This is a genomic window from Janthinobacterium algoris (assembly GCF_051380935.1).
Classification (GTDB): Bacteria; Pseudomonadota; Gammaproteobacteria; order Burkholderiales; family Burkholderiaceae_D; genus Janthinobacterium.
Genome location: NZ_JBNYXZ010000003.1, coordinates 167,536 through 186,012, shown reverse-complemented (window position 1 = coordinate 186,012; position 18,477 = coordinate 167,536). Strand labels below are relative to the sequence as shown.

Annotated in this window: 19 protein-coding genes; 11 read left to right on the top strand and 8 right to left on the bottom strand. The window is 60.4% G+C overall.

Annotation, left to right across the window (positions count from 1 at the left end; all coding sequences use genetic code 11):
- Nucleotides 1-6: 6 nt before the first annotated feature.
- From ACQ4W7_RS05790 to mmsB, 4 genes are all read left to right on the top strand, one after another.
- On the top strand, nt 7-285 hold the full coding sequence (locus tag ACQ4W7_RS05790) for a hypothetical protein (RefSeq protein WP_436529103.1): 279 nt from the start codon (nt 7-9) through the stop codon (nt 283-285).
- A 50-nt stretch (nt 286-335) separates the two neighbouring features.
- Nucleotides 336-1,358 carry a multiple monosaccharide ABC transporter substrate-binding protein gene (gene chvE / locus ACQ4W7_RS05785; RefSeq protein WP_436529386.1) on the top strand — a complete coding sequence of 341 codons (1,023 nt, stop codon included), beginning with the start codon at nt 336-338 and terminating at the stop codon, nt 1,356-1,358.
- Nucleotides 1,359-1,471: 113 nt separating this feature from the next.
- Nucleotides 1,472-3,013 carry a multiple monosaccharide ABC transporter ATP-binding protein gene (gene mmsA / locus ACQ4W7_RS05780; RefSeq protein ID WP_436529101.1) on the top strand — a complete coding sequence of 514 codons (1,542 nt, stop codon included), beginning with the start codon at nt 1,472-1,474 and terminating at the stop codon, nt 3,011-3,013.
- A complete protein-coding gene (gene mmsB / locus ACQ4W7_RS05775) occupies nt 3,003-4,214 on the top strand; it encodes a multiple monosaccharide ABC transporter permease (protein WP_436529099.1) in 1,212 nt (403 codons plus the stop codon). Before mmsA ends, mmsB begins: the two co-directional genes overlap by 11 nt.
- Before the next feature lie 61 nt (nt 4,215-4,275).
- On the opposite strand, the gene ACQ4W7_RS05770 is transcribed toward mmsB, so the two are convergent.
- Together ACQ4W7_RS05770 and ACQ4W7_RS05765 are read right to left on the bottom strand one after the other, a co-directional pair.
- Nucleotides 4,276-5,907, bottom strand: a complete 1,632-nt coding sequence (locus tag ACQ4W7_RS05770; RefSeq protein ID WP_436529097.1) for an NAD(P)-binding protein — start codon at nt 5,905-5,907, stop codon at nt 4,276-4,278.
- The gene (locus ACQ4W7_RS05765) at nt 5,907-7,418 is read right to left on the bottom strand and encodes a polyamine aminopropyltransferase (RefSeq protein ID WP_436504883.1); all 1,512 of its coding nucleotides are present in this window, start codon (nt 7,416-7,418) and stop codon (nt 5,907-5,909) included. Before ACQ4W7_RS05765 ends, ACQ4W7_RS05770 begins: the two co-directional genes overlap by 1 nt.
- Before the next feature lie 59 nt (nt 7,419-7,477).
- Here ACQ4W7_RS05765 and ACQ4W7_RS05760 point away from each other — a divergent pair, with 59 nt between their 5' ends.
- From ACQ4W7_RS05760 to rsgA, 7 genes are all read left to right on the top strand, one after another.
- On the top strand, nt 7,478-7,864 hold the full coding sequence (locus ACQ4W7_RS05760) for a DUF350 domain-containing protein (protein WP_426073599.1): 387 nt from the start codon (nt 7,478-7,480) through the stop codon (nt 7,862-7,864).
- A gap of 31 nt (nt 7,865-7,895) precedes the next feature.
- Nucleotides 7,896-8,948, top strand: coding sequence for an SPFH domain-containing protein (locus ACQ4W7_RS05755; protein ID WP_436529095.1), 1,053 nt, complete (start codon nt 7,896-7,898; stop codon nt 8,946-8,948).
- Nucleotides 8,949-8,958: 10 nt separating this feature from the next.
- Complete coding sequence (locus tag ACQ4W7_RS05750; protein ID WP_436529093.1) at nt 8,959-10,422, top strand: DUF4178 domain-containing protein; 1,464 nt, start codon at nt 8,959-8,961, stop codon at nt 10,420-10,422.
- Nucleotides 10,419-10,592, top strand: a complete 174-nt coding sequence (locus tag ACQ4W7_RS05745; protein ID WP_170840580.1) for a hypothetical protein — start codon at nt 10,419-10,421, stop codon at nt 10,590-10,592. The genes ACQ4W7_RS05750 and ACQ4W7_RS05745 overlap by 4 nt, the downstream gene beginning before the upstream one ends.
- Before the next feature lie 2 nt (nt 10,593-10,594).
- Nucleotides 10,595-10,960 (top strand): adenosylmethionine decarboxylase, encoded by a 366-nt coding sequence (gene speD, locus ACQ4W7_RS05740; RefSeq protein WP_436529091.1) that lies wholly within the window; start codon nt 10,595-10,597, stop codon nt 10,958-10,960.
- Nucleotides 10,961-11,023: 63 nt separating this feature from the next.
- The gene (locus ACQ4W7_RS05735; protein WP_436529089.1) at nt 11,024-11,578 is read left to right on the top strand and encodes a hypothetical protein; all 555 of its coding nucleotides are present in this window, start codon (nt 11,024-11,026) and stop codon (nt 11,576-11,578) included.
- A gap of 274 nt (nt 11,579-11,852) precedes the next feature.
- Nucleotides 11,853-12,917 carry a ribosome small subunit-dependent GTPase A gene (gene rsgA, locus ACQ4W7_RS05730; RefSeq protein WP_436529087.1) on the top strand — a complete coding sequence of 355 codons (1,065 nt, stop codon included), beginning with the start codon at nt 11,853-11,855 and terminating at the stop codon, nt 12,915-12,917.
- A 60-nt stretch (nt 12,918-12,977) separates the two neighbouring features.
- Here rsgA and ACQ4W7_RS05725 read toward each other — a convergent pair whose 3' ends face one another.
- From ACQ4W7_RS05725 to ACQ4W7_RS05700, 6 genes are all read right to left on the bottom strand, one after another.
- Nucleotides 12,978-13,397 carry a F0F1 ATP synthase subunit epsilon gene (locus tag ACQ4W7_RS05725; RefSeq protein WP_065307860.1) on the bottom strand — a complete coding sequence of 140 codons (420 nt, stop codon included), beginning with the start codon at nt 13,395-13,397 and terminating at the stop codon, nt 12,978-12,980.
- Nucleotides 13,398-13,459: 62 nt separating this feature from the next.
- Nucleotides 13,460-14,860 (bottom strand): F0F1 ATP synthase subunit beta, encoded by a 1,401-nt coding sequence (gene atpD / locus ACQ4W7_RS05720; protein WP_071080005.1) that lies wholly within the window; start codon nt 14,858-14,860, stop codon nt 13,460-13,462.
- Between the two features lie 29 nt (nt 14,861-14,889).
- Nucleotides 14,890-15,765, bottom strand: coding sequence for a F0F1 ATP synthase subunit gamma (atpG, locus tag ACQ4W7_RS05715; RefSeq protein WP_219887685.1), 876 nt, complete (start codon nt 15,763-15,765; stop codon nt 14,890-14,892).
- Between the two features lie 62 nt (nt 15,766-15,827).
- Nucleotides 15,828-17,369, bottom strand: coding sequence for a F0F1 ATP synthase subunit alpha (gene atpA, locus ACQ4W7_RS05710; RefSeq protein WP_096232956.1), 1,542 nt, complete (start codon nt 17,367-17,369; stop codon nt 15,828-15,830).
- A gap of 78 nt (nt 17,370-17,447) precedes the next feature.
- Complete coding sequence (locus ACQ4W7_RS05705) at nt 17,448-17,993, bottom strand: F0F1 ATP synthase subunit delta (protein WP_010393786.1); 546 nt, start codon at nt 17,991-17,993, stop codon at nt 17,448-17,450.
- Nucleotides 17,994-17,995: 2 nt separating this feature from the next.
- Complete coding sequence (locus ACQ4W7_RS05700) at nt 17,996-18,466, bottom strand: F0F1 ATP synthase subunit B (RefSeq protein ID WP_034752697.1); 471 nt, start codon at nt 18,464-18,466, stop codon at nt 17,996-17,998.
- Between the last annotated feature and the right edge of the window lie 11 nt (nt 18,467-18,477).

Sequence of the window (18,477 nt, the reverse complement as noted above, 5' to 3'; positions counted from 1 at the left end):
AATTGGATGATGATTATTGGTATTGCAGCGCACCAAAAGAAGCCGCCGCCGAGCTCCCGTTACCGCCCTGTCTACACGGCGGTAACGGGCCGCATGGCGCATTGCATCAATCTGCTTATCGATACCGTTTTGGATATCGCCGATGCGAAAAAAGTGATTGGTGGGGGATGGATGGACAAACTAGTATCAGCCGTGGCCTGCAATCGGCCATCGGCACGGAGCCCGCCCACTGGGACGACGGCCCTGGCACATTCAACTATCGAAGACGGTGGAGACCTGAAATGAAAACAACAATGAAAATGCTGACCGCGAGCCTGGCGCTGGCCATCTGCGGCATGGCAGTAATGCCCGTGGCAAGCGCCGCCGACAAGGGCGCCATCGGCATCTCGATGCCGACCAAGTCGTCCATGCGCTGGATCGCCGACGGCGACAACATGGTCAAGGTATTCAAGGAGCGCGGCTACAAGACGGACTTGCAGTTTGCCGACGACGATATCCCGAACCAGCTGGCGCAGGTGGAAAACATGATCACCAAGGGCGCCAAGGTGCTGGTGATCGCTGCCATCGACGGCACCACCTTGTCGAACGTGCTGCAAAAGGCGGCCGACAAGGGCATCAAGGTCATCTCGTATGACCGTCTGATCCGCGGCACGAAAAACATCGATTACTACGCCACCTTCGACAACTTCCAGGTCGGCGTGCTGCAGGCGGGCTATATCGAATCGGCGCTGAAACTCAAGGAAGGCAAGGGTCCGTTCAATATCGAACTGTTCGGCGGATCGGCCGACGACAACAACGCGCACTTCTTCTACAACGGCGCGCTGTCGGTGCTGAAACCGTACATCGACAGCGGCAAGCTGGTAGTGCGCTCGAAGCAGATGGGCATGGAAAAGGTCGCCACCCTGCGCTGGGACGGCGCCGTGGCGCAGGCGCGCATGGACAACCTGCTCAGTGCCTACTACGGCAATGCGCGTGTCGACGCGGTGCTGTCGCCGTATGACGGCTTGAGCATCGGCATCCTGTCGTCGCTCAAGGGCGTCGGCTACGGCACGCCGAAACAGCCCTTCCCCATCGTGACGGGCCAGGACGCGGAAATCCCGTCGGTGAAATCGATCATCCGCGGCGAACAGGCATCGACCGTGTTCAAGGACACGCGCGAACTGGCCAAGGTGACGGCGAACATGGTCGACGCGATGATGAGCGGCAAGACACCGACCGTCAACGATACCAAGACCTATAACAACGGCGTGAAAGTCGTGCCGTCCTACCTGTTGAAACCGGTCACCGTCGACAAGGCGAACTGGAAGCAGGTGCTCGTCACCGGCAGCGGCTACTACACGGAAGCGCAAGTGAAATAAGCATCGACAGTACTGAAGGCCCGGCGATGCCGGGCCTTACGCTTCATGCACTATCCAGAACAAGAATGCCGCACGACCGATGCCGACCAGCGCGGCCGTGCCAGAGAGGTTATATGACGAACACTATCCTGGAAATGCGCGGGATACGCAAAACATTCCCGGGCGTCGTTGCGCTCGACAATGTCAACCTGCGGGTACGCAGCGGCGAGATCCACGCCATCGTCGGCGAAAACGGCGCCGGCAAATCGACCCTGATGAAAGTGCTGAGCGGCGTCTACGGCCATGGCAGTTATACGGGCGACATCGATTACCTGGGCCAGACGCGGCACTTCCGCGGCATCAAGGACAGCGAAGAAATCGGCATCATCATCATCCACCAGGAACTGGCGCTGGTGCCGCTGCTGTCGATCGCCGAGAACATCTTTCTCGGCAACGAGCCGGCCAGCATGGGCGTCATCGACTGGGAATACGCGCAAACGAAGACGCGCGAACTGCTGCACAAAGTCGGCCTGAAAGAGTCCCCGGACACCCTGATCACCAACCTGGGCGTGGGCAAGCAGCAGCTGATCGAAATCGCCAAGGCGCTGTGCAAGGACGTCAAGCTGCTGATTCTCGACGAACCGACGGCCAGCCTCAACGAAAGCGACAGCGCGGCCCTGCTCGACCTGCTGCTGGACCTGAAACGCCAGGGCATCGCATCGATCCTGATTTCGCACAAGCTCAATGAAATCTCGCGCGTCGCCGACGCCATCACGGTGCTACGCGACGGCAACACGGTCGACAGTTTCGACTGCCGCATCGAAGCCGTCAGCGAAGACCGCATCATCGAAAAAATGGTCGGGCGCGAGATGGCGGACCGCTATCCGCCGCGCACGCCAACCATCGGCGAGACCATTTTCGAAGTGCGCGACTGGAAGGTATTCCATCCTGAGCATGCCGACCGCCCCGTCATCAAGGGTATCAACATGCACGCAAAAAAAGGCGAGATCATCGGCATCGCCGGCTTGATGGGCTCCGGGCGCACGGAACTGGCGATGAGCATTTTCGGGCGCGCCTACGGCCAGCGCATCAGCGGCACCGTACTCAAGAATGGCAAGGAAATCGACATCAGCACCATCGGCAAGGCAATCGCCCACGGCCTCGCGTATGTCACGGAAGACCGCAAGGGCCTGGGCCTGATCCTTGAAGAGGACATCAAGAAAAATACCAGCCTGGCCAACCTGGACGCGATCTCGAAGCACATGGTGATCGACGAGCAGCGCGAATTCGGCGTGGCCGAGGAGTTCCGCCGCAAGCTCAAGACACGCTGCTCCAGCGTCGCGCAGAAGGTGGTCAACCTGTCCGGCGGTAACCAGCAGAAAGTAGTGCTGGCGAAGTGGCTGTTTTCGCGCCCCGACATCCTGATCCTCGATGAACCGAGCCGCGGCATCGACGTGGGCGCCAAGTATGAAATCTACAGCATCATCAGCGACCTGGCCGCCGAAGGCAAATGCATCATCATGATTTCCTCGGAAATGCCGGAGTTACTGGGCATGTGCGACCGGATCTATGTCATGAACGAAGGCCGCTTCGCGGCAGAACTTAGCGCAGCAGAAGCATCGCAAGAGCGAATCATGCGCGCGATCGTCACACACGGAGAAAACAATGGACAATAAACTGACAGCGGGCGCACCAGCAACGCCAGCGGCAGCGCCGGAAACGAAAAGCTACGCCGGCTTTTTGAAAAACAATATGCGCGACTACGGCATGCTGCTCTCCCTGATCGTCATCATGGGATTTTTCCAGTACATGACCGATGGCACCCTGATGCAGCCGCTCAACCTGACCAACCTGGTGCTGCAGAACAGCTACATCGTCATCATGGCGCTGGGCATGCTGATGGTCATCGTAGCCGGCCATATCGATTTATCCGTCGGCTCGGTGGTCGGCTTCGTCGGCGCGCTGGCGGCCGTCCTGATCGTCAACTACCACATGAATTTTGTCGCCGCCAGCATCATCTGCCTGATCGCCGGCGCCGTCATCGGCGGCGCGCAAGGCTACTTTGTCGCCTTCTTTAAAATCCCGTCCTTCATCGTCACCCTGGCCGGCATGCTGGTGTTCAAGGGCCTGACCCTGGCGCTGCTGGCAGGCCAGTCGGTCGGCCCCTTCCCGGAAGGCTTCCAGATGCTCAGCTCAGGCTTCCTGCCCGACCCGTTCGGCGGCGAAAACCTGCGCGGCCTGTCACTGCTGCTGGGCGTGATCGCCGCCGCGGCGCTGATCATCACCTCGCTGCGCAGCCGCGCCAAGCAACTGAAGCACGGCATGGAAAACGAGCCGCGTGCCTTCTTCCTGCTGAAAAACGCGATCTTCGCCGCCGTGATGGTGTACTTCAGCTACCTGCTGTCGTCATACCGCGGCTTCCCGAACGTGCTGGCCGTGATGTCGATCCTGATCGTCGCCTACACCTTTGTCACCAACCGCACCGTGCTGGGCCGTCGCGTCTACGCAGTCGGCGGCAATGAAAAAGCGGCGCGCCTGTCCGGCATCAAAACGGAACGCGTCAGCTTCTACACCTTCGTCAACATGGGCATGCTGGCCGCACTGGCCGGCCTGATCTTCGCGGCGCGCCTGAACACGGCCACGCCGAAGGCTGGCACGGGTTTCGAGCTGGACGTGATCGCCGCCTGCTTCATCGGCGGCGCCTCGGCCTCGGGCGGCGTGGGCAAGGTGATGGGAGCAGTGATCGGCGCCTTCATCATGGGCGTCATGAACAACGGTATGTCCATCATGGGCATCGGCATCGACTACCAGCAAGTGATCAAGGGCCTGGTGCTGCTGGCCGCCGTCTTCATCGACGTGATCAACAAGAACAAGTAGACCGGTTCGAGCCTTAGGGGGCTCTGGCCGGCGCTCGCGCCGGCCTTTTTTATTTTTATTCTCATGTGATGGCCAGACGCGCCGCCCGATCCCCCCACCACGCCGCTTCTTCAAATACGGAAAAGCCGGACAAATCGGCATGCGCGAACAGAATGGCGCCGTCGTGTTCGCGCAGCGCCTTCAACCCCGTATTGCTGCGAAAACCGGGCAGCGGCGCGGCCATGGCGTGGCCGCGCACGGTGATGTCGACCCGCTCGACGCAGCTTGCAAAGTCGCGTCCATACGCCGTTTTCAAGTCGATGCTGGCCAGCGCCAGCAGCTCCTCAGGCGTGGCCGTATCGAGCCACTTGCGGGCTGCCTGCGGCGTGCGGTCGGACAGCGCCACGTAGGCGCTGAAGACGGTTTTCTCGGGCGGGCGGACGCGGATGTCCTGGTGCGTGGAAACGACATAGCCGAGGCCCGGCTCCTGGTACACCACGTTGTCCCAGCACAGGGGCGCATGCGGCAGTTCATCGGGAAAGCGCTTGAGCAGGAAGTTGGCCACCATCCACGGCGCATACGCGGGCGTATCGCGTTTCGCGTCAAAGCCATAGTCGGCGATATTCTTCACCACGCGCGCCGCCACATACAGCGGCATGGCGCAGATGGCCTTGCGCGAGCGCACCAGGTAAGTGCGCGGCTGGCCATCGACCAGTTCCAGGCACAGCGCTTCCACGCCATTTGCCGTGGTGGTGAGCGAGACCACCGTGCCGGAATGGCGCTGCACTTTTGACGCCTGCTCCATGGCCGTGGCCACGGGCTGCATGCCGCCCGGCCAGGTCAGCCAGGCGCCATTGCCCGCATTCGCTGCCTGTCCCCAGCGGCTGCAGTAGTAATGCAAGCCGGCCCAAGCTGAAACCTGGTCGTAGCGCGTGCCGTAATCGTCGCGGCAGCAGTAATTCAGGTACCAGTGCAGGGTGGGCGAGGTATAGCCTTCGCGCTCCATCCACTGCTTCAAGGTGATGGCGTCGAGCGCCTGCCAAACCGGGTCTTGCGACGATTCCACGGTAGGGAAGACAAACACGCGCTTGCCATCGTTGCCATGCGCCTGGCGCAGCCGCCGCACCTCGGCAAAGAAGCGCTCATGCTGCGCCAGTTCCTCGGGCGGCACGCCTTCGGTGGGAATGAAGCCATCCTGCCACTGGCCTTTGAACAGCAGGCGTTCCTCGGGCGCATGCAGGATGTAGCGCTCGTCGTAAGTCGGCTTTTCCGCCTGTGGATCGCGCTGGATAATCCCCAGGTCGAACAGGATTTCGCGCACATGCGTCGATTCGGGCGAAGGCAGCGGCAGGTAATGACCACCGGTCGGGTAAGCCAGCTCGCCGAAATGGCCGCCGGCCGCGTTGCCATACGGCTGGGGACCGTCGATCATCAGGAAATCCTGATGCCCCAGCTTGTTCAGGCGCCATGCCGCCGTCAGGCCGGCGATGCCGGAGCCGAGGATGGCCACGTCGGTACTCAAAGTGCGTGAAGGCGCCGGCAGCGCCTTGCGCTCGCGCAGCAGATTGCGCAAATAATGCCCCTCGCTGCGGCCCGGGTACAGCACTTTGGGTGTGATTTCCTGCCAATGCAGATACGCGGCGATGCTGCCAATGCCAGCGGCTGCCGCCGCAGTGCCGCCGGCAGCCCACAGCATGAAGGAACGGCGCTGCATCAGCGGATCACCCGGTTCCAGTCCTGCTCGAATTCATGCACGAGCGACTGGGTGTTGAGGCGATTCGGCGCCATCGGCAACGGCTGCATGTCGGGCGGGAAGATAAACATCTCGCGTGTGGTGTCCGCATTCAGGTAGCGCATGGGCAGGCGATAGCTGGTGGGCGGTTTGTAGTCGAGCTGGGGCGAAGCCAGAATAAAACCCCATTCGCCGAACGAGGGCACATAGGCGTGGTAAGGCCAGGTGCGCATGCCCACTTCGCGCAGGGTCGAATTGATGGTCCAGTAGGCATGCGGGGCAAAGAAGGGCGACGTCGATTGCACTACCATCAAGCCCTTGGCGGCCAGGTGCTTTTTCACCAGGTCGTAGAAGGGCACGGAATACAGTTTTCCGAGCGCGAAGCTGGACGGATCGGGAAAGTCGACGATGGCCGCATCGAACATGTCGCCGTTATTGCGCAACCAGACGGCGGCATCGGCATTGACGACGGTAACGCGCTTATCCGAGAACGCGCTGTTATTTAATTTTGCCAGTTCCGGGCGCGTGGTAAACGCGGCCGTCATGGCGGGGTCAAGGTCGACCACGGTGACGTGTTCAATCTGTGGATAACGCAGGATTTCGCGCAGCGCCAGGCCATCGCCGCCGCCCAGCACCAGCACGCGGCGCGCCCACGGCAAGGCTTCCAGCACGGGGTGCACCAGCGCCTCGTGGTAACGGTACTCGTCACGCGAAGAAAACTGCAGGTTGCCGTTGATGTACAAACGCGTATCGTCCTTCCAGCGCGTGATCACCAGGCGCTGGTAGGGCGTGGTGGTGGAATACACGATCTGGTCGCCGAACAGGCCGTGTTCGCCCCAGGCCACCATGCGGTCCGACATGGCAAAGCCGGCGATCAGCACCAGCATCACGGCGCAGGCGCGCAGGAAGCGCCCTGTGAGGTTCTTCAGCTCCGCGCGGAACACCCAGATTGTCCACAGGCCCACCCCCACGTTGAGCATGCCGAACAAGAAGCCCGTGCGCACCAGTCCCAGATACGGCGATAGCACCAGCGGGAACAGCAACGAGACGGCCAGCGCGCCCAGGTAATCGAAGGTCAGCACGCGGCTGACCAGTTCAGAAAATTCCGTCTGGCGCGAGTTCAGGGCGCGCATCACCAGCGGCACTTCCATGCCGACCAGTGCGCCGATCAGGAACACCATCACATACAATAAGGTGCGAAATGGCGCGGCCATCCATGAAAACGTCATGAACAGGATGGCGGCCGACAGGCCGCCGATCAGGCCCACCGCCAGTTCGATGTCGACGAAGCGCGAGAGCACGTCGTCGTCCTGTACATACTTTGAAAAGTGGGCACCCACACCCATCGCAAACAGGTAGCAGCCGATGATGGTGGAAAACTGCAGAATGGAGTCGCCGAGCAGGTAGCTGGACATGGCGCCGGCGATCAGCTCATACGCGAGGCCGCAGGAGGCGACCACGAAGACGGACAAGATCAGAATTTTTTTGTTCATTGGACTTTTTTTGTTCTAATATGCGTTGACGTTATCAAATACTCACTGCGAGGAAAGCCGTGCCCGCCATCCTAAACTATCTGATCCATCTTTTACTGGCCGCCGGGCTGCTGATTGTATTTTTTATCACCTATACGCGCGTCACGCCGTATAACGAAGTGCTGCTGATCCGCCAGGGCAACCAGGCGGCGGCCCTGTCGCTGGGCGGCTCCCTGCTGGGCTTTTCCGCCACCATCGCCTCCTCGCTGATGCATACGGCCGACTACCAGCAATTCTTCGCCTGGGCCTTCGGCGCCATGGTGGTGCAACTGCTGGCGTACGTAGTCACCACGCGCCTGCTGCGCATGTCGAAGGACCAGATCGAATCGAACAACAGCGCCTTCGGCGGCCTGCTGGCCGCCATTTCCCTGTCAATCGGCGCCATCAACGCCGCCTGCATTTCCTGACACCGCTTTACCTTTTTCAAGGATATCCATCATGAGCCTCGGCAGCTTTATCAAGAAGCAGTTTATCGACGTACTGCAGTGGAACGAAGAGACGGAAGGCGTGCTGGCCTGGCGTTTTCCCATGCAGGATTTCGAAATCCAGAATGGCGCCATCCTGAATGTGCGCGAATCGCAAGTGGCCGTTTTCGTCAATGAAGGCAAGATCGCCGATGTCTTCGGCCCCGGCACGCACAAGCTGACGACGCAAACTTTACCGTTGCTGACCAACTTGAAAAACTGGGACAAGCTGTTCGATTCGCCGTTCAAGTCGGACGTGTATTACTTCAGCACCCGCGTGCAGACGGGCCGCAAGTGGGGCACGCCGCAGCCAATCACCATCCGCGACAAGGATTTCGACATGATACGCGTGCGCGCCTTCGGCATGTACTCGTACCGCATCGCCGACGCCCGCACCTTCTTTACCGAAATCAGCGGCACGCGCGAAGTCTATACGCGCGACGAGGTGGAAGATCAATTGCGCGGCATTTTGATGTCGAGCATGGCCAGCTCGCTGGGCGGCGCGAATGTCCCCTTCCTCGACATGGCGGCCAACCAGGCGCTGATGGCACAGGAAGTCAAGGATGGCCTGGCGCAAGCGTTTGCCCGCTACGGTGTGGGCCTCGATGAATTCAACGTGGCCAGCATCAGCCTGCCCGAGGAATTGCAGGCGGCACTCGACGAGCGCATTTCCGCCGGCATGAAGGGTGGCCTGGGCGCCGACAAGATGAGCGGCTATACGAAATTCCAGGTCGCCAACGCGATCCCGCTGGCGGCGCAGAACGAAGGCGGCATGGCCGGCATCGGCGCGGGCCTCGGCGCCGGGCTGTCGATCGGCCAGGTGATGGCGCAAAGCATGGCGCAGGGTACGGGCAATGCGCTGCAGCAGCCCGCCCCGGCACCAGGTCCGGCGGCACCGCCCGCGCCTGCGGAAGAACCGATCGAGGCGCGTCTGGAAAAGCTCAAAGGCTTGCTCGACAAGGGTCTCATTTCGCCGGCCGACTACGACGGCGCCAAGGCTGAACTGCTGAAAAAACTGATCGGCTAAGCGCGACTGCATGCAAACTGTTTCCTGTCCCAGCTGCGGCGCGGAAGTCCACTTCCGCTCGCACGCTTCCGTGCTCGCCGTATGCGAGTACTGCCATAGCACCATCCTGAAGGATGCCGACTCCGTCAGGGACGTGGGCAAGATGTCAGCCGTCCTGGAAGACTATTCGCCGATCCAGATCGGCACGGCCGGCGTGCACGATGGCATCCACTTCACCGTCGTCGGACGCATCCAGCAGCGCTACAGCGCCGGCACGTGGAACGAGTGGTATGTGCTGTTCGACGATGCCAGCACGGCGTGGCTGGGCGACTCGTCCGGCCTGTACACCCTGACGCGCGAGCGCGCGACGCAAGATGCCTTGCCCGTCTTTGGCGAGCTGGCGCCAGGTAAACGCTACACGATCTGCGGCGAGCCATACACGGCGGCCGAGATCCGCAATGCCGAATGCATCGCCGGCCAGGGTGAATTGCCGTTCAAGGTGGGCGCCGGCTGGCGCATCCAGGTGGCGGACTTCCGCAACTACGCCAGCTTTATCACGCTCGATTACACGGATGGCCCGCAACCCATCGTCTACCAGGGCGTCGCCGTCACCCTCGATGGCTTGCAGTGCCAGCTGCTGCGCGATGACGATGCCATTGCCAAAAGCGCCGGCAAGTACCGCGGCAAGCTCGATGCGCTCGACTGCCCCTCCTGCGGCAGCGGCATCCAGTATGTGCCCGGCGCGGCGGCGCAGCTGGTGTGCCCCGCCTGCCACGCGCAGCTCGACGCCAGCGGCCCGGAAGCGCAGGTGCTGGCCATCGGCAAGCAGGTGCACGACAACGCCGACATCACGCTGGAGCTGGGTGCCAGCGCAAAGATCAGCAATGTCGATTTCACGGTCATCGGCATGATGCGCCGCGCCGACGACGAAGGTAGCGAATGGAACGAATACCTGCTGTACAACGCGCGCGCCGGCTTCTTCTGGCTGGTGGAGACGGACGATGGCTGGTCGCGCTCGGACGTGCTGCCGAACTGGCCCAACTGGGCCTCGCTGGAGGCCGATACCTGCACACTCGATGGCGCCACCTACCGCAAACTGTATGACTACGGCTCGCAGGTGGTGTATGCAGCAGGCGCCTTCAACTGGAAGGTAGCCGTCGGCGACAGCACGCGCGTCCATGAATTCGAGCAGGGACAGACCAAGCTGGCGGCGGAAATCACCGGCGAGGAAATGACCTGGTCGCGCTCTGTACCCGTCGCTTATGACCAGATGGCCGCCTGGTTCGGCGCCGCCTTCCATGGTGGCGCCAAGGTGCAGAATATCCAGCTGAGCCACCGCGGCATCGCCAAGGTCTTCATCATCATCGTGCTGGTCTTGAATGCGATACCGATGTTCGTCTCGTTCTCCAGCACCTTGATGTGGAGTTTGCTGGGCTGCCTGGCGCTGTTCCTGCCGGCCGCTTTTCTCGACAAGAATGCAAAGAATCCCCCATGAGTAAATACGTGATCTATGCCTTGATGGTGACGTTTTCCGTCACGGCCGCCAACTGGGTGCGCATGTTCAAGGTGGCCGGCAGCGGCAGCGGCGGCAGCAGCTGGAGTTCGCGCACGGGCAGCGGCGGCGGCAGCTATGGCGGCGGTTCCAGCGGCGGGAGCCACAAGTAAGCATGACGTCTACACCGCACCTGCCCCTGGGCACCCATTTGCTGGCCGACCTGTCGGGCATCGTGCCGGAACGCCTGCGCGACTGCACCGCGCTCGAGCGCCTGCTGCGCGACGCGGCCGTCACGGCCGGCGCGCAGGTACTGCATAGCCATTTCCACAGCTTTGGCGCGGGCCAGGGCGTCACTGGCGTGGTGCTGCTGGCCGAATCGCATATTTCTATCCACACCTGGCCGGAATGCAGCTTTGCCGCCATCGATATCTTCATGTGCGGCGCGGCCCGGCCGCAACTGGCGCTCGACATCATCAAGGATGCGCTGCAGGCGACGCACTGCCAGCTGCAATCCGTGCGCCGCGCGCCGCCGGGGTAAGCTCGCTGGTGGATCGCGTGGGGATCGCTTACACTGTCGGCTCATCCTCCAACCGTGACTCCCATGCGCCGTTCCGCCTTCCTTGCCCTGCCCCTGCTGCTGCTGGTTTCCGCCTGCGATGACTACACGGCACCGAGCCTGTACCAGGCCACCACGCCCGAGTGCAAGACGTGGACGGAGGGCTCGCGTTTCGAACTACCGCGCGGTATCAGCGTGTATGCCACGCCACCTGTCACCCTGAAGGAAGGCGGCACGGAGCTGGCGCTGATTTTCACCTTGCCCGTCGGTACGCAAGCCAGTTTCACGCGCCTGTCGTTCCTGCTGGAAGAGCCGAAAAAGCCGCCCTTCGCGGAAGCGAAGATACTCACCATTTACCAGCGCGGCATGAACCAGAAGGCAGAGATAGTCGACGTCATCGAAAAGCTGCCCATCATGTTTGCCGCCGTCGGCAACAGCAAGGAAACCCAGTGGCGGCTGCGCTTGCAACTGCCGCGCCAACTGCCGCAGCGCTTTGATCTGTCGATGCCCGACATGCTCGTCGCCGGCAAGCGCTACCCGGTACGCACGTTTACCTACCGCTATTTCCCCGAACGCAGCGCCTACGGCATGTGCAGCTGAGCCACGCCGTCCATTGACGGCGGCGCACGCCACTGGCACACTAACGTTTTCCATCACACAACAGGAGTAGACAACATGCGTCATTCAGATACTGCCGTGCTGTCGGCTGCCTGATCACTGTCTTTCCCGGCTAAGACCCTTAGCCGGCTATTCTTTATACGCGTGATCGCGTAGCCGACTTCCCTTCTTTCGTGCCAGTCATAGCGACTGGCGGTGCCTGCACGCGCAGGCTTCACGTCCGCACGCGGACGACAAAATGTGGAATCACGCTACCATGATCGCATTCGATTTTGCGCAACTACGCCTTATCGGGCTGCAGCAGGCCATCGCCGGCGCAGCCACCCAACTCGACTTATCTTCCCCCGCCGCGCAGCTGCTGCGCGTGAGCGCCGTACACCGCGACGGCATCCTCGTGCACGATGGCCACCAGGAACACCCGGCGCAGATCCTACCGCGCCTGCTGCACCAACTGCTGCAGCAGAACAGCGTCCTGACGGTCGGCGACTGGGTCGGCGCCGAACATGATCTTCACGGCACGCTGTGGATAACTACACGCTTATCCCCAGGCACGCAGATCGCGCGGCGCAGCAATGACGGCCGGCGGCAAGTGCTCGCCAGTAATGTCGATACAGCCCTGCTGGTGATGGGACTGGACGCGGACTTCAACCCGCGCCGCCTGGAGCGCTATCTGGCCATCGTGCTGGCGGCCCAGGTCATCCCCGTGGTGGTGCTGAGCAAGGCCGACGTGGCTGACGACGTGGCCGGCAAGCTGGCGCAGCTGAAACAACGCCTGCCGCAGCACGTGCCGCTGTTTGCCATCGATACGCGCCATGCGTATGACGTGGCCATCCTGGAACCCTGGCTGGGCGCAGGCCAGACCCTGGTCTTGCTCGGGTCATCGGGCGCCGGCAAGTCCAGCCTGACCAATACCCTGTGCGCGGCAGGACAGGCAACCAATGGTGTGCGCCACGGCGACGGTCGTGGCCGGCATACAACGACGGCGCGTTCCCTGCACCTGTGCTCCAGCGGCGCCTGCATCATCGATACGCCGGGCTTGCGCAGCTGGCGGGCCGATGCCGATGCGGACACCCTGGCGGCCACGTTTGACGACATTGCGGCGCTCGCATCGACGTGCCAATTCCGCGATTGCCGGCATGCCAGCGAACCAGGTTGCCAGGTGCGCGGCGCCGTCGATGCGGACCGCTTGCGCAATTATCACAAGCTGCTGCGCGACGCGCGACGCATTGAGGAAACGCCGCTCGAGCGCATCGCGGCGCGCGCCAAGTGGAAGACGATATTGAAGGCGGGACTGGAAAGGGGGAAAGACAAGCGCCGCTAATTTTTGCTGAAAAAAAAGGCAGCCCGCAGGCTGCCTTTTGTATTACTGCGTGCGAGCAAATTAATGCTTGCGCAGCTTCTGGATCGCTGCCAACTGCGCAATCGCGCTGGCCAGCTCGGCTTGCGCTTGCGCGTAGTCGATGCCCGAATCCTTGTTGTGGATATTTTCTTCCGCCAACTTCTTCGCTTCCAGCGCTTTCGCTTCATCCAGGTCGTGACCGCGGATCGCGGTATCGGCCAGGACGGTCACGGTGTCCGGTTGCACTTCCAGCAGGCCGCCAGCAACGAAGACGAATTCTTCTTCAGCCTGGCCGACTACCTTGATGCGGACCGCGCCCGGACGGATGCGGGTAATCAAAGGCGTGTGGCGTGGGTAGATACCCAGCTCGCCCTGTTCACCCGGCAACGCGACGAATTCTGCTTCGCCTGAAAAAATCAGTTCTTCAGCGGAAACCACGTCAACGTGAATTGTGTGTGCCATGTGTGTCCTATCGGGTTGAAGAACCCCGCCGTGTGACGGGCGGGGTTAGGCCCAGACTTAACTTAGTTAAGTTTCTTGGCTTTTTCGATTGCTTCTTCGATCGTGCCGACCATGTAGAACGCTTGTTCCGGCAGGTGATCGAGTTCGCCCGAAGCGATCATTTTGAAGCCCTTGATCGTGTCTTTGAGCGAAACGTATTTACCAGGCGCGCCGGTAAAGACTTCAGCGACGTGGAAAGGCTGCGACAGGAAACGCTGCATCTTACGTGCACGGGCAACCAGCAGTTTGTCTTCCGGTGCCAGCTCGTCCATACCCAGAATCGCGATAATGTCGCGCAATTCCTTGTAGCGTTGCAGGGTCGTTTGCACGGCACGCGCGGTGTCATAGTGCTCTTGACCAACGATCAATGGATCGAGCTGACGCGAGGTCGAATCGAGTGGGTCCACGGCTGGATAGATACCCAGGGAAGCGATGTCACGCGACAGCGCAACGGTCGAATCCAAGTGAGCAAACGTGGTAGCAGGCGATGGATCGGTGTAATCATCGGCAGGAACGTAGACGGCCTGGATCGAGGTGATCGAACCGGTCTTGGTCGACGTGATACGCTCTTGCAGACGGCCCATTTCTTCAGCCAAGGTCGGTTGGTAACCCACGGCCGACGGCATACGGCCCAGCAGTGCCGATACTTCGGTACCGGCCAGCGTAAAGCGGTAGATGTTGTCGACGAAGAACAGAACGTCCTTGCCTTCATCACGGAACGATTCAGCGATCGTCAGGCCGGTCAGCGCAACGCGCAGACGGTTACCTGGCGGTTCATTCATCTGACCGTAGACCATCGCTACTTTGGAGTTCTCTGGATTTTCCAGATCGACCACTTTCGCGTCAGCCATCTCGTGGTAGAAGTCGTTACCTTCACGCGTACGCTCACCAACACCGGCGAACACGGACACGCCGCTGTGCGCTTTGGCGATGTTGTTAATCAGTTCCATCATGTTGACGGTCTTGCCTACGCCAGCGCCGCCGAACAGACCCACTTTACCGCCTTTTGCAAACGGGCAAACCAGGTCGATCACCTTGATGCCGGTTTCCAGCAGTTCTTGCGATGGCGACAGTTCGTCGTATGCAGGAGCGGTACGATGGATCGACGCGACTTGCTCGTGCGACACTGGGCCGCATTCGTCAATCGGGTTGCCCAGCACGTCCATGATGCGACCCAGGGTTGCTTTACCGACTGGCACCATGATAGGTTTGCCGGTGTTCTGGATCATCATGCCGCGACGCAAGCCATCGGACGTGCCGAGTGCAATGGTACGGACAATACCGTCGCCCAACTGCTGTTGTACTTCCAGGGTCAGTTCCGAGCCTGCCATCTTCAAGGCATCAAATACCTTAGGCATCGCGTTGCGGGGAAACTCAACGTCCACCACAGCGCCGATACACTGAACGATTTTGCCATCAGCCATGTTCGTTCCTTCAATATAGTTAAATTCGTTTAAACCGCAGCCGCACCGGCGACGATTTCGGAGAGTTCTTTGGTAATCGCAGCTTGGCGGGTCTTGTTGTAGATCAGCTTCAGTTCGCCGATCACACTACCCGCGTTGTCGCTTGCAGCTTTCATCGCGACCATCCGTGCCGATTGCTCGGACGCCAGATTCTCCGCGACTGCCTGGTACACCAGCGCTTCTACATAGCGCTCCAGCAATTCGTCGATCACGCTTTGCGCATCCGGCTCGTAGATGTAATCCCACGTGTGGGCGCCCTTGTCGGCGACCATCTTGTCGGCCGTCAGGGGCAGCAATTGCTCCACGACTGGTTCCTGTTTCATCGTGTTGATGAATTTGGTGTAGCACAGGTACACTGCATCGATCTTGCCTGCCTGGAACTCTTCGAGCATGACCTTGACGGGTCCGATCAATTTGTCCAGGTGGGGCGTATCACCGGTTTGAATGGCGTGCGCGATGATCTTGACGCCGATGCGATTCAAAAAACCCAAACCCTTGTTACCGATGGCAACTGCTTCAATCCGGTTGCCAGCTGCTTCCAGCTCGCGCGACTTCGACATCACCTGGCGCAGGATGTTGGTATTCATGCCGCCGCACAGACCCTTGTCGGTCGTGACAACGATGAAACCCACTGCCTTCGCTTGCGTGCCCTGGGCAGCTGCCAGGAACGGGTGCGTATATTCCGGATTGGCGGTCGCCAGATTGGCGGCGATATTACGAATCTTGTCACTGTAGGGACGGGCGGCCCGCATCCGGTCTTGCGCCTTGCGCATTTTGGACGCGGCGACCATTTCCATCGCCTTGGTGATCTTCTTCGTATTCTCTACGCTCTTGATCTTGCCTCGTATCTCTTTGCTTGATGCCATGAGTCCTTACTCCTTCTGCGCGTAGGGCGGCGCCTCACTCGAGGTGGGCGCCGCCTGGCCGCTTAATATGCGCCGGATTTCTTGAAATCAGCAATGGCCGCCGACAGAGTTGCTTCGCTGTCTTTGTCGAGTTGCTTGGTTTCTTCGATCTTGGCCAGCAGAGCAGCTTGCTTGGTCTTCATGTAAGCGTGGACACCAGCTTCGAACGACAGCACTTGCTTGACTGGCACGTCGTCCATGAAGCCTTTGTTCACCGAGAACAGCGATACGGCCATCAGCGAGATCGACAGTGGCGAGTACTGGGCTTGCTTGAGCAATTCCGTGACGCGCGCACCACGGTCCAGCTGCTTGCGGGTCGACTCATCCAGGTCGGATGCGAACTGCGCAAACGCGGCCAATTCACGGTACTGCGCCAAGTCGGTACGGATACCGCCGGACAGGTTTTTGATGACCTTGGTCTGGGCGGCACCACCGACGCGCGATACGGAAATACCGGCGTTAATGGCAGGACGGATACCAGCGTTGAACAGCGAGGTTTCCAGGAAGATCTGACCGTCGGTAATCGAAATCACGTTGGTTGGAACGAATGCGGACACGTCGCCAGCTTGCGTTTCAATGATCGGCAGAGCCGTCAGGGAACCGGTCTTGCCTTTGACGGCGCCGTCGGTGAACTTCTCGACGTAGGCGGCGTTCACGCGTGCTGCGCGTTCCAGCAGGCGGCTGTGCAGGTAGAACACGTCGCCTGGGTAGGCTTCGCGGCCTGGCGGACGGCGCAGCAGCAGCGAGATTTGACGGTATGCAACAGCTTGTTTGGACAGATCATCGTAGACGATCAGTGCATCTTCACCGCGGTCACGGAAGTATTCGCCCATGGCGCAACCGGAGTACGGCGAGATGTATTGCATGGCGGCCGATTCCGAAGCGGAAGCGGCGACAACGATGGTGTATTCCATCGCGCCGTGCTGTTCCAGCGAGCGCACGATGTTCTTGATCGACGAGGCTTTTTGGCCAATCGCGACGTAGATACATTTCATGCCTTGGCCTTTTTGATTGATGATCGCATCAATCGCCACAGCCGACTTGCCGGTTTGACGGTCGCCAATGATCAGTTCGCGCTGGCCGCGGCCAACTGGAACCATCGCATCGATCGACTTCAAGCCGGTTTGCATTGGTTGCGAAACGGACTCACGGGCGATCACGCCCGGAGCGATTTTTTCAATCGCGGCCGTCAGTTTTGTGTCGATGGCGCCTTTGCCGTCGATTGGCTGACCCAGTGCGTTGACAACGCGGCCGAGCAGCTCAGGACCAATTGGCACTTCCAGAATGCGGCCGGTGCATTTCACCGTGTCGCCTTCGGAGATGTGCTCGTAGGCACCCAGAATCACGGAACCGACGGAGTCGCGTTCCAGATTCATTGCCAGGCCAAACGTGTTGCCTGGGAATTCCAGCATCTCGCCTTGCATCACGTCCGACAAACCGTGGATGCGGCAGATACCGTCGGCGACGGAAATAACCGTGCCTTGATTACGCACTTCAGCGCCGCCATCAAGACCTTGGATCCGGCTCTTGATCAACTCGCTGATTTCAGATGGGTTGAGTTGCATACTAACTCCTAAAAGTGTTTCTCTCAGCTTGCGCGAGGGGTAAGGGTCTGTCTTAGCTGGCCTGCCGAAGCGCGTGTCTTACGACACCAATGCAGCGTGCAGTTGCTGCAGCTTGGCGCGCACCGAGGTATCGAGCACTTGGTCGCCAACAACCACGCGCACGCCGCCGAGCAGCGATGGATCCACTGTGACGGCAGGGTTGAGCTTACGACTGAATTTCTTTTCCAGCGTTGCGACCAGCTCGGCCGTTTGGCCTTCGCTCAGATCGAAAGCGCTCGTGATCTCGGCGTCAGCCGCACCTTCCAGACCGTTTTTCAAGGTATGGAATTGCGCGCCGATTTCCGGCAGCAGGCTGATGCGGCCATTTTCGATCAACAACGTGACGAAGTTTTTCACTTCTTCATTGAGCGGCGATTTCAACAACGACAGGATGGTGGCGGCGACGTCGCTTTCCGAAACTTTCGGATTGCGCGCGTACGCCTGTACCTCGGGGTGGCTACCGATCTGTGCCAGTTCGGACACCAGCTCGGACCACGCCGCGAGGTTGCTTGACTCCTTACCAGCTTGGGCTACGCGGAACAAAGCTTCCGCGTAGGGACGGGCGACGGTTGCGAGTTCTGCCATGATTACAGCTCGACAGCAAGACGCTGCAACATTTCGGCGTGAGCCGTAGCGTTGACTTCACGCTTCAAGATCTGCTCGGCACCCTTGACAGCCAGGTCAGCCACCTGAGCGCGCAATTGTTCGCGTGCTTTCGACAGTTGCTGTTCGGCGTCCGACTGGGCTTGCGCAATAATACGCGCAGCTTCAGCTTGTGCATTTTGCTTGATCTCTTCAGCAACCAGCTGCGCGCGCTTTTCAGCGTCCGCAACGCGTTGCGACGCTTCTTCACGTGCACTGTTCAATGCCTCTTGCGCACGCTTTTCAGCGACAGCCATCGAAGCTTGACCTTGATCGGCCGCAGCCAATCCATCCGCGATTCGTTTGGCACGCTCATCCAGCGCATTGTTCAGCGCTGGAAATACGAACTTCATCGAGAACCAGACCAACACCGCGAAGGTGATCATCTGGCCGATGAGCGACATATTGATGTCCATACCTTTGCTCC